The sequence below is a fragment of the Kitasatospora sp. NPDC057512 genome, assembly GCF_042802135.1.
Classification (GTDB): domain Bacteria; phylum Actinomycetota; class Actinomycetes; order Streptomycetales; family Streptomycetaceae; genus Kitasatospora.
Map to the genome: position 1 here is coordinate 1 of NZ_JBHVET010000243.1, position 10,738 is coordinate 10,738.

At 75.5% G+C, this 10,738-nt stretch carries 9 protein-coding genes and 1 pseudogene; 2 read left to right on the plus strand and 8 right to left on the minus strand.

Going from position 1 to position 10,738, the window contains the following annotated elements; all coding sequences use genetic code 11:
- On the plus strand, positions 1–779 hold a 779-nt coding region (locus ACFU6K_RS17765), incomplete at its 5' end, for a hypothetical protein (RefSeq protein WP_380664002.1).
- Positions 780–805: 26 nt separating this feature from the next.
- On the opposite strand, the gene ACFU6K_RS17770 is transcribed toward ACFU6K_RS17765, so the two are convergent.
- A complete protein-coding gene (locus ACFU6K_RS17770) occupies positions 806–3,454 on the minus strand; it encodes an NACHT domain-containing protein (protein WP_380664003.1) in 2,649 nt (882 codons plus the stop codon).
- A gap of 305 nt (positions 3,455–3,759) precedes the next feature.
- Complete coding sequence (locus ACFU6K_RS17775) at positions 3,760–4,164, minus strand: hypothetical protein (RefSeq protein ID WP_380664005.1); 405 nt, start codon at positions 4,162–4,164, stop codon at positions 3,760–3,762.
- A 266-nt stretch (positions 4,165–4,430) separates the two neighbouring features.
- Here ACFU6K_RS17775 and ACFU6K_RS17780 point away from each other — a divergent pair, with 266 nt between their 5' ends.
- Entirely contained in the window at positions 4,431–5,183 is a 753-nt protein-coding gene (locus tag ACFU6K_RS17780; protein ID WP_380664006.1) for a sirohydrochlorin chelatase, read from the plus strand.
- An 85-nt stretch (positions 5,184–5,268) separates the two neighbouring features.
- Here ACFU6K_RS17780 and ACFU6K_RS17785 read toward each other — a convergent pair whose 3' ends face one another.
- The 6 genes and pseudogenes from ACFU6K_RS17785 to ACFU6K_RS17810 all read right to left on the minus strand — a co-directional run.
- Entirely contained in the window at positions 5,269–6,735 is a 1,467-nt protein-coding gene (locus ACFU6K_RS17785) for an alkaline phosphatase family protein (RefSeq protein ID WP_380664008.1), read from the minus strand.
- On the minus strand, positions 6,732–7,910 hold the full coding sequence (gene eboE, locus ACFU6K_RS17790) for a metabolite traffic protein EboE (RefSeq protein WP_380664009.1): 1,179 nt from the start codon (positions 7,908–7,910) through the stop codon (positions 6,732–6,734). Before eboE ends, ACFU6K_RS17785 begins: the two co-directional genes overlap by 4 nt.
- Positions 7,911–7,939: 29 nt before the next feature.
- Entirely contained in the window at positions 7,940–8,827 is an 888-nt protein-coding gene (locus ACFU6K_RS17795; RefSeq protein ID WP_380664011.1) for a TatD family hydrolase, read from the minus strand.
- Positions 8,827–9,567 carry an EboA domain-containing protein gene (locus tag ACFU6K_RS17800; protein ID WP_380664013.1) on the minus strand — a complete coding sequence of 247 codons (741 nt, stop codon included), beginning with the start codon at positions 9,565–9,567 and terminating at the stop codon, positions 8,827–8,829. Before ACFU6K_RS17800 ends, ACFU6K_RS17795 begins: the two co-directional genes overlap by 1 nt.
- Positions 9,564–10,493 carry a sugar phosphate isomerase/epimerase family protein gene (locus ACFU6K_RS17805; RefSeq protein WP_380664015.1) on the minus strand — a complete coding sequence of 310 codons (930 nt, stop codon included), beginning with the start codon at positions 10,491–10,493 and terminating at the stop codon, positions 9,564–9,566. Before ACFU6K_RS17805 ends, ACFU6K_RS17800 begins: the two co-directional genes overlap by 4 nt.
- Positions 10,490–10,738: pseudogene (locus tag ACFU6K_RS17810) on the minus strand (hypothetical protein); the annotation flags it as partial. The gene ACFU6K_RS17805 and the pseudogene ACFU6K_RS17810, both read right to left, overlap by 4 nt.

Genomic DNA, 10,738 nt, shown 5'->3' on the forward strand with positions numbered 1-10,738 from the left:
TGCTGGCCCACCTGTGGGAGAGCGACCCGGACGTGCCGGCCCGGGCGGCCGCGCTGGCCGCCGTCCACGATCACCTGGTCGACTGGCGCTACCGTCTCGCCGTCGCGATGGGCCCGCCTCCCGGGCCTGCCGGCGTCCTCTTCGACCCGGAGCGCTTCCGTACCCCGATCCGGGAGGGCGACACCAACTACGACCGGCTCGGCGAGGTCGGCCGCCTGCGCGAGGGCGCGGAGTGGGACCAGGCCACGCGCAGCTACACCGGGGGCCTCGCCACCCCGGCCTCGGAAGCGATGCTTCGCTACGGCCGTCTCGCCGAGCGGCGCTTCGCCGCCGAGGGCGTGGAGGGTGACACCCTCCAGAACTGGGTGGTCCTGCCGGCCGGGCGGCGGGTCGCCGGCAACCGCCTCCTGCGGGGCGAGGCCGCGCACCGCGCCGACGCCGAACTCGTCGCCCGGTACACGGCCCGGGGCCTGGACGCATCCCGGATCGAGACCGGCGGCGAGCCGGTCTACTCGGCCACCCCCGCGCCACGGGACAGCGCCGTCCTGCACTCCGCCGCCCTCGACCTCCTCGCCCGCCCCCACCTCACCGTCGAGGACTACCTGTCGGCCCGCTATCTGCTCTTCCAGGCGCCCCGGAACAAGAAGGGGAGCGACGCCGTGACCAGGACGTTCATCGTCGCGGTCGGCGCCGTCGCCCTGCCCGGCACCGTACCCGTCCTGCCCGAGGACGTCGACCTGCGCTGCTACGTCCTCGGCCAGAGCTCCTGCCGCCCGTAGCCGGGTCGGGCCCGACCCAGTCCGTGTTACGGCCGCCAGCGCCCGCCGGAGAGCTCGGCGAGCGCCTCGGTGAGGTCGGGCGGAAGGGTCCGGACGACGTTCATCGGCTGCACCAGGTACCACCCGTCCCGCCCCCGCCGGCGGGCCGGGGGCAGCGGCGCTCCCGGTCGCGGCCGGACGTGGATGCCGTGGACGGGGGTGTCACGGCCGCGGAGGTGCACCCGGCGGACGGCGACCTCGTCCACGTCGCGCCACTCGTAGCGGCAGCGGTGCCGGCCCGTCCGGGCGGCGATGAAGGTGTCGGTGATGTGCAGTTCGATGTGCCGCCGGGGCAGGAGGCTGATCAGCATCACCAGCAGGCCGAGGGCGGGCAGGCCGATCATCGGCTTCCAGGAGTCGAGTCGGTCCCAGGTGCCGCTCACCGTGATCCGGACCAGCTGCAGGCCCAGCAGGGCGCCGAGCGGGCCCCAGTGCGCGAGCATGACGGTGCGGACGCGGCCGGTGAGCAGGTACGAGTTCGGGTCGCGCCGTACGGTGAGGCCGCGCCAGGTCGAGGCCGGGGGCAGGATCAGGTCGGCGAGGGGACCGGTCGCGACCGTGCTCTCCCCGCCCGGCGTCGCCCGGGGTGCGGGGATCCCCGCACCCCCTGAACCTCCCTGGCGGGGCCCGGCCTTGGCGGCCAGGTGCTGCTGGAGCCGCAGGTTGCGGAAGCGGTACGTCCCGGCGGTGCGCTGGAGCAGGCCGGCCCGGTGGGCGTCCCGCAGGAAGGTCATCAGCGGCCAGGGCAGCCGGCCGACGAGCGCCAGCGAGCACCGGGCCAGCAGCCACCGGCTCCACGGGCTGAGTAGCAGGAACGTCGCGCCGGCCCCGCACCAGGTCGCCAGCGCGTAGGTCCAGTCCACCTCGTGGTACCGGTAGCGGTGGGTCCGCGACCAGTCCATCAGCCCGATCCCGGCGGCGAGCAGCGGTGCGAGGACGAGCAGCGTCACCAGGACCGAGGTCCGCTCCGAGCGCAGCAGCGAGTCGGGGGTCGCGGCGTCCACGGTGTCCGAGGGGGCCGCGAGCACGATCATCAGATAGGCGGCCAGCAGCACCGCTCCCACCAGCGCGAGGACCTCCTCCGCCGGTGCCAGGATCTGGAACAGGACCAGGGCGAGGATCACCGGCGGCCCGCCGATGACGACGGTGAGCCGCCAGGCCCGGCCCAGCCTCCCGTTGCGGCCGGCCGAGCGCAGGGCACCGGCGAAGCGCAGCGGGTTGGCCCGTCGACGGGGCGTCGAGGTCTCGTCCCCGAACCAGCCCTGCCCGGCTGTGCGGACCAGGCCCGCGAGGGCGACGCCGAGACCCACGGCGGTGCCGAAGCCGAAGGGGCGGCCGGAGCCCCCGACGGCCCCGAGCCCCAGGTCGATCAGCACCGACAGGGCGATCCCCACCGCGATCAGCACGGGCGCCGCCAGCGCCCGCGGCAGCGGCGCGCCGAACATCCGCCACCAGGCCAGCTCGGCGGTCTCCTGGCGGTTCATCAGCCGGGCGAGGAAGGACAACCAGGCCCGGGCCCGGTCCGGTTCCCACCGCCGGGGCGGGTGCAGGCGGTCGGGCGCCGGCGGCAGCGGCGGGAACGAGGCGGGCACGATCCGGTCGAGCAGGTGCTGTTCCACCTGCCAGGCGGTCGCGAAGCGTCGGCGGTCCAGCAGCTCGCCCGGGTCCGCCGGGGCCCGCTCGTACCCGCGCCGCAGCAGCCACACCATCAGCGGCGTCGACAGGGCCCGGCTCACCGGGCTGTCGGGCGCCGAGCGGAGCTCGTCCAGCAGCGGAGCCCACTGCGCGGCGCGCGAGGGCTGCCGGGCCCGGTGCAGGTAGGACGCGACGTCGGCGGGGTCCAGCGGCAGCGCCTCGATCGCCGAGTCCACCCGGAGCACGTCCCGCTGGGTGGCCACCAGTTCGCGGTAGGGCTCGGTCCGGCAGATCAGCACCACCCCGCCCTCCTGGCCCAGTTGGCGCCCGAGGGCGCCGAGCACGGCGGTCCGCCGGTGCTCCGGCAGCTCGTCGAGGCTGTCCAGGACGGGCAGCAGGCGGCGCTCGCTCACCAGCCGGCGGGCGGGGTGGAGCCCGTCCACCCGGGGCAGGCCGGGGTGCTCCTCGGTGATCCGGCCGGTCAGCCAGTCGTGGAAGTCGACCCGCTCGGCGTCCCAGGACTCCAGCGAGAGCATGACGGGCACCGGGACGTCCTCGCCCCGGGTGAGTCGGCGGGCGAGCAGTTCCAGGGTGAGCAGCACGGCGAGGGTCGTCTTGCCCGCGCCGGCCCCGCCGAGGATCAGCAGCCGGCGGCGGTCGAGCCCCAGCAGGGCCCCCGCCATCGTGCCGACCCGGTCGCCGCGCCCGCCGAGTTCGGCCCCCGGCGCGAGCGCGGTGCGGCTGTGCACCCAGCGGACGGCCAGCGGCTCGGGGTCGGCCATGTCCCAGGCGTCGGCCTCGGCCCGCCACTGGAACAGCAGGCTGCGGGCGAGCCGCTCCTCGGCGAGGCCGAGCGGTGTCTCCGCCGCCACGGCCCGGGGCGGCACGGTGAGGTGCAGCTCCCCGTTGAGCACGCCGATCTGCACCAGGTAGTGGACCGTACTGTCGGTGACGACGTTCCGGATGTTCGTGGGCCCGTCGCCGCGTTCGAATTCCGTCACTCCCCGGCTCCGCCCCTGTGTCGACCGCTGCCGCGCGAACCTCCTTTCTACCAGCGCCGGCCCGACCTGTTCGACGGACCGTCAGTTCCGGCGCCGTTCCGGTTCGGGCCGGGTACTCCGGCACTCCGGCCCACGGGTCTGTCACAGCCCCCTGCGATGATCACGGGCAGTACCGACAGGAGGCTGCCACCGCCGGTGGGCGCCGCCCCGGCGGGCGATCCCGGCCACCGGGCGACGCCCGCGCAGCGAACACGGAACCGACCTGGCCCCGACAGGGACGGCGGCTGCGCCCGGTCGAGGCGTGGTCAGAGGTGCTGGACTAGGCCGACGCCCAGGGCGATGAGTGCCGCGGCGAGGAGGACGGCCCCGCCGCGGGTGAGGTGGGTGCCGGGGGAGGAGTGGCCTTCGGTGCCGAGGGCGAGGTGCAGGAAGAAGCCGCCGGACTGGGCGAGCACTCCGGCCAGCAGGAGGATGCCGAAGAGCCACTCCGTCCCGGAGGAGAACCCCGCGCGGGGCAGGTAGAGGAAGTACACGAGGGAGAGGATCAGCAGCACGCCGGCGTGGGCGTGGCCGGCACGGAAGGACCGCTCGCGCAGCGGGGTGAGCGTGCCGTTCTGGACGGTGATCAGCTGCAGCAGCGCGTGCCCGCCGAACTCCACGGTCACCAGTGAGAAGACGGCGACAGCTGGCAGGAGGGTGGACGCTTGCATGGTGGGCCGCCTTCGAGGTGTCGGGCCGGGCACGTGGTCGCAGGCTACGGCCGCACCCGCCGGACTCCCGCCGGTCGCGGGCGGGGCCCGGTACGGGTCCACCCGGATGCGGGGCGCGAGAAGGGGGCCGGAGGCCGGTAGGACCCGCTCGTGGCCGCCTGCGCGGCGCCGCCGACAAGAATGGTCACGGACGGTAATCTGACCGTCACTTCCTTGTACGCGCAGTACTCGCACCGCATGACGAGGGTGGTACGACAGTGACCGACGTGATCAAGACGCCCCAACCGGTTGCCGAGCAGGCTCCGAGCGCACTGCTCCTGCTGGCGCACGGCAGCCTCGCTCCCGAGGCGCAGGAGTCCACCCGGGCGCTCGCCCGCGCGGTCGAGGCCTCCCTCGGGAGCCGGGTCGAGGTGGCCTTCCTCCGGCACGCCGGCCCCACGGCCCGTGAGGCGCTGGGCACGCTCGCCGAAGTCGGGCACGAGCAGGTGGTCGTGGTGCCGTTGCTGCTGACCTCCGCCTTCCACGCCCGGGTCGACCTGCCCAAGGCGCTGCTCGACCCGCCGGGCAAGGCGCCGATCGTGGCGCCGGTGCTGGGCGGTCCCACCGGGGTGCCCGACGGGCGGCTGGTCGCGGCGCTGCGGCGCCGGCTCGCCGAGCTGGACGTCGAGTTCGACGCGGTGGTGCTGGCGGCGGCGGGCAGCGTCGACGCCGCCGCGTCCTCGTCGGTGGCCGCGATGGCGTCGGCGCTGGGCACGGACCTCGGCCTGCCGTGCCGGGCCGCCTTCGCGTCGGCCACCGAACCGACCCCCGGCGAGGCGGTGGCGGAGCTGCGCCGGGCCGGGGCCCGCCGGATCGCGGTCGCGTCCTACTGCTTCGCGGCCGGCCTGCTGTTCCGCGTCACCGTCGAGGCCTCGACCGCGGCCGGCGTGGTCGGCGTCTCCCAACCGCTGGGCGACGCACCGGAGTTGGTCGAGCTCGTCCTGGAGCGCTTCCACCAGGCGCGCGACGCGAGGGTCTGACCGGCGGCACGTCCACCGCGCCGGTCCGGCCGCGAAGACAGCGGGATGTGCTCCGATCGATCGGGATCACGGTTGCGAACGCGGATTACTCGTCCGGGCGTCGGGTGCCGGGGCGGACGCGGGGTGCGGGGTGTTCCTCCCGCCCCGTGCCGCCGGCGAGGCGGAGGAGGAGGCCGGGCAGGTCGGTGGCGGCGTAGCGCGGGTGGACGCGGGGGAGGCGGGTGGTGTCGGAGAGGAGGAGGACGGGGCCGTCGTCCGGGTCCTCGGGGAGGCGGCCGTGGCTGCCGCGGACGTGGGTGGCGTCGAGCGGGACGACGGACAGGGTGGAGCGCAGGCCGAGCCTGCGGCGGGCGAGGGCGGCGGCGGCCCGGAGTCTGACGAGGCGGTCGGCGGGGTCGAGGAGGAGTTCGGCGGGGTCGTAGCCGGGTTTGCGGTGGATCTCGACGCAGCGGGCGAAGTCCGGGGCGCGGGCGTCGTCCAGCCAGTAGTAGTAGGTGAACCAGGCGTTGGAGGCGGCGACGGCGACGAGTTCGCCCGCGCGGGCGTGGTCGATTCCGTACGCGGCCTTGCCCGCGCTGTCGAGGACGCGTTCCACTCCGGGCAGGGCTCGGACGACCTCCGCGACGAGCGGAAGGTCGGCGGGGTCGGGCACGTAGAGGTGGGCCACCTGGTGGTCGGCGACGGCGAACGCCCGGGACGTGTACGGGTCGAGGTACTCCATTCCGGCCTGGGTGTACACCCTGAGGAGTCCGGCCGCGCGCAGCGCGCGGTTGATGTGGACGGGGTGGTCGACCGCGGTGACGCCGTACTCGGACAGTGCCACCACGGTGGTCCCGCGCTCCCGGGCCAGGTGGAGCAGGGGTGCGAGGACGGTGTCGAGGGCCCTGGCCGCGGCGGCGGCCTGGGGTGCGGCGGGGCCGAAGCGCTGGAGGTCGTAGTCGAGGTGCGGCAGGTAGGCGAGGGTCAGGTCGGGTACGGCGGTGCGGATGACGTGTTCGGTGGCCCGGGCGATCCACCGGCTGGAGGCGATGGAGGCGCGCGGGCCCCAGTAGTCGAAGAGCGGGAACGGGCCGAGGGCGTGGGTCAGTTCGTCGCGCAGGCCCGGTGGGACGGTGTAGCAGTCGGGGGACTTGCGGCCGTCCGCGTGGTAGACGGGGCGCGGGGTGACGGTGATGTCGGTGTCGGCGCCCATGGCGTACCACCAGCAGATGTTGGCGACGCGGTAGCCCGGGTGGCGCCGCCTGGCGGTGTCCCACACCTTCTCGCCCCGCACCAGCAGGTTGTGCTGGCGCCACAGGAGCACCTCGCCGAGGTCGCGGAAGTACCAGCCGTTCCCGACGATCCCGTGTCGGCTCGGGGGGAGGCCGGTCAGCAGGCTGGCCTGGACGGAGCAGGTGACCGCGGGGAAGACCGGTTCCAGGTGGGCGGTGTGCCCCGGGGTGTCGCCGCCGGGTTCGGCGACGGCCCGCAGGTGCGGCATGTGGCGCAGGAGGCGGGGGGTGAGCGCGGCGACGTTCAGCACCAGCAGGGGGGTGGGGCGGCCGGTGGTCACGGGGTCTGCTCCCGCAGTCCGGCGGCGAGCAACTGCTCCCGGGTCCAGGCGAGTTCGGCGGCGATGCCCGCGACCAGTGCCTCGTCGTCGGCCGGCCGGTCCCGGTCCGGGAGCACCGACCAGGTGTAGGTCTCGACCTCCAGGTGGTCGGTTCCGGCGTGCGGGCCGTGGAGGAGGGCGTGGATGGCGTCGGTCAGCACCGGTCCGGTCGCGGTGAGGGGCGGCTGCGGGTCGGCGTGCACGGGGACGTGGAAGTGCACCCGCCACGGGCGCGGATCGGCGCCGTCGGCGGGGGACCGGAGCGCCAGGTCGAGGTCGTCCCACCGTGCCGGGCGGGGGCCGGCGGGCTCGGCGCGGGTCTGGTGCAGGAACCGCGGCTCGGCGAAGCGCGCGAGCGCCCGCCGGACGGCGGGGTCGGAGGGATCGTCGGCCTGGAGGGCACTGGAGAGCTGGGCCTTGACGACGGGCAGGCCGGCGTCGGCCAGGCCGCGGAGGGCGGACGGCGGGTCCTCGAAGTCGACGGCGAGGTGGCAGACGTCCAGGCAGACGCCGATGCGTTGGGTGTCGAGCCCGGTGAGGCGTGCGCAGGCGTCGCTCACGGTGGAGACCACGCAGCCCGGTTCGGGTTCCAGGCCGACCCGGACGCGGCGGCCGGAGCGGGCCTCCGACTTGGCGAGCCCTTCGGCCAGTTCGTCCAGGCCGCGGCGGGCGCGGTCCTGGTGTTCGGGCGTCCACCCGGCCCGCCAGCCGAGGGGGAGCGTGGAGATGCTGCCGCGGGCCGCGTCGTCGGGCAGCAGCGCGGCCAGCACCCGGGCCAGGTCGAGGGTGTATGCCAGGCGGGCCGGGTCGCTCCAGTCCGGCCGGTAGACGGCCCGTTTGACGACCGGCTCGTGGAAGCCGCGGTAGGGGAAGCCGTTGAGGGTGACGACTTCGAGCCCCCGGGTGGACAGTTCGCGGCGCAGCCGGGCCAGGGCCGTCGCGTCCGTCGCCAGGGTGCGCGCCACGTCGTGGGCGAGCCACAGGCCCAGGCCCAGGGACGGTGCCGCGAGCCGTTCGCGGACGGGCTCGGCGTGGACGGCGAGCTGGTTCAGGACGCCGTCGAGGTCCTCCGCGGGGTGGACGTTGGTGCAGTAGGCGAGGTGGACGGTGCTGCCGTCGGGGTGGCGCAGGCGCATCGGGGGCGGTCTCCTTCCTCCGGGAGGGGCTACTCGCCGCGGGCGATGGAGTTCCCGAGGTACACGGCGTCCTCGGGCTGCCCGCGGGGCTCCTCGTGGTGGTCCGGCGTGTCGGGATCGTCCACCGGCAGCGTCAGGCGTCCGCTCTGGCCGTAGAAGGCGACCGGGTTGCGCCACATCACCTCGTCGACCTGGTCGGCGGTGAAGCCGGCGTCGAGCATCGCCTCCGCCGTGCGCCGGGTGGCCAGCGGGTCGCTGCGGCCCCAGTCGGCCGCGGAGTTGACCAGCACCCGGTGGGTTCCGTGGCGCTTGAGGACCTGCACCACACGGTGGGAGTCCATCTTGGTGTGCGGGTAGACGGAGAACCCGAGCCAGCAGCCGGTGTCGGCGACCTCCGCCACCGTCAGCTCGGTCAGGTGGTCGACCAGGACGAGGTCGGGAGCGATCCCGCACTCGCGGAGCACGGCGAGCGTGCGCCTGGTCCCGACGGTCTTGTCCCGGTGCGGGGTGTGCACCAGGACGGGCAGTTCGTGGTCCATGGCGAGCCGGACCTGGGTGGCGAGCGCGTGGTCCTCCTCGGGGGTGACGGAGTCGTAGCCGACCTCGCCCACCGCCACCACCGCGTCCTTGTCCAGGTAGCGGGGCAGCAGGTCGAGGACGGCTGTGCAGCGGGGGTCGTTCGCCTCCTTCGGGTTGAGGGCCAGGGCGCAGTGGTGCCGGATGCCGAACTGGGCCGCCCGGAAGGGTTCCCAGCCGATGAGGGAGTCGAAGTAGTCGACGAAGCTGGCGACGTCCGTGCGGGGCTGGCCCAGCCAGAACGCCGGTTCCACGACGGCCCGGATGCCGGCGTCCCGCATCGTCTGGTAGTCGTCGGTCGTCCGCGAGGTCATGTGGATGTGGGGGTCGAAGATGCGCATCAGGTCCCGGCAGGGTGAGGGGGTGGAAGGGGGTCGGTCGCGGTCGGCCGAGGGCCGGCCAGTGCGCGCACGTCGCCAGGTACGGGGCGTCCGGCGCTGGTGAGTTCACGGGCGTGCGTCGCGGCCATCCGGGCCAGTTCGGCGTCGGTCCGGTGGGGCAGCCCGGCCACGGCCCGCAGGGGTACGGAGCAGTGCAGGCACTTCAGGACGGCCTCCCGGTAGGCGTGCGCCGGCAGGTGCCGCGCCCCGTAGGGGCCCAGTGCGGCGGCCAGCAGCCGGGGGTCGTTGGTGCGCAGCGCGTCGGACACCAGGGGGACGGCGTCGTCCCGCAGGCCGTAGGGGCCCAGCAGGTCCAGCGGGCCGAGGGCGCGGAGCACGCCGCGCCGTTCGGCGGCGTCCCCGTGGCGGTAGACGGTCGACGCCCGGTCGGCGGGGCCGTCGGCGGGGGCCGGGGCGGCGGCCAGCAGCAGGGCCCGCACGGCGTCGTCCACGGTCCAGGCCAGGGCTTCCGCGGGGACCGCGGGCGGCGGGTCCTGATGCGGTGCGGGGGCCGCCGCCAGCAGCGCCCGGCCGCCCCTGCGGCCCGCCTCGGCGAAGCGCCGGGGCAGGGCCAGGTCGGGTTCGGCGGCCACCTCGGTCAGGGCCGTGGCCAGCCAGCGGGCGGCGTCCGGCGTGAGCTGCCGGTCGAGGGCGGAGCGCAGTTCGCGGACGGTCACCCGGGCGGCGTTGCCGATGCTCATCGCGGTGTCCGGGTGCCGTGCGCCGCGCCGGCGGCGGCCCGCAGGAAGGCCAGGGAGCGCGCGGCGGCCTGCGGCGCGGCGTGGCTGTGCCGCGGCAGTTCGACGCTGACCAGCCCCGGGAAGCCGGTGCGGCGCAGCGCCTCCAGTACGGGCGGGAAGTCGATCTCGCCGTGCCCGAACTCCAGGTGCTCGTGCACGCCCCTGCGCATGTCCTCGATCTGGACGTTGACCAGGTGCGGCCCGGCCCGCGCGACGCAGTCGGGCACCGGGGCGGCCTCCAAGCAGCGGCAGTGGCCGATGTCGAGGGTCAGCCCGAGGGCCGGCGGATCGCCGAGGCGGCGGCGCAGCAGCTCGTAGGCGTCCAGGGTGTCGACGAGCATCCCCGGCTCCGGCTCGAAGCCCAGGACGACGCCGTGGCGGTCCGCCTCCGCCACCGCCCACGCGCAGCCGTGGACCAGCCGGTCCCAGGCCACCCGGGACGGCACTCCGGGTGCGGGCACGCCGCTCCACAACGACACGGCCCCCGCGTTCAGATCGGCGGCCACCCGCATCGCCAGACCCAGGTACTCCAGCCGACGGCTCGGGTCCTCGTCGACGAGCGTGGGGGCGTGCTTGGTCCACGGGTCGAGCAGGTAGCGGGCGCCGGTCTCCACCACGGTGTCCAGGCCGGTCTCGGCGAGTCGCCGGGCGACCCGCGCCACCCGCCGGGACAGCCCGGGGGCGAACGGGTCGAGGTGGCAGTGGTCCAGGGTGAGGGCGAGCCCGTCGTAGCCGAGGTCCGCCAGCACGGCGATGGCCTCGGTCAGCCGGTGACCGGCGAACCCGTTGGTGCCGTAGCCGAACCGCAGCCTCGGGTCCGTCCGTCCGCTGTCCGTCCGTTCGGGCCCGGGCCGCGCGTGGTCCTGGTCGGTGACCGTGCCGGTCATGTGGGGGACAGCTTTCGGAACAGGCGGCGGGCCACCGGCACCGCGGCGAGCAGGGACAGGGCCACGGGCAGGGCGTCGGCGCGGCAGGCGCACGCGGCCTGGAGGGGGAGGACGGCGGCGATGCCGGCGGTGACGGCCTGTTGGAGGCGTCGCGGGTCGAGCCGGCCCGCCGCGGCCTGGGCGCCGCCGAAGCCGGCGACGTACACGGCGAGGGCGGCGAGGCGGACCGCCCGGCGGCCCGGGGC

Bases quoted from the DNA above. Each gene is read 5' to 3' on its own strand.
- ACFU6K_RS17775 (WP_380664005.1), bottom strand. From the start codon at position 4,164: ATGCAAGCGTCCACCCTCCTGCCAGCTGTCGCCGTCTTCTCACTGGTG.
- eboE (WP_380664009.1), bottom strand. From the start codon at position 7,910: ATGCGCCTGCGCCACCCCGACGGCAGCACCGTCCACCTCGCCTACTGC.
- ACFU6K_RS17795 (WP_380664011.1), bottom strand. From the start codon at position 8,827: ATGCGCATCTTCGACCCCCACATCCACATGACCTCGCGGACGACCGAC.
- ACFU6K_RS17800 (WP_380664013.1), bottom strand. From the start codon at position 9,567: ATGAGCATCGGCAACGCCGCCCGGGTGACCGTCCGCGAACTGCGCTCC.
- ACFU6K_RS17805 (WP_380664015.1), bottom strand. From the start codon at position 10,493: ATGACCGGCACGGTCACCGACCAGGACCACGCGCGGCCCGGGCCCGAA.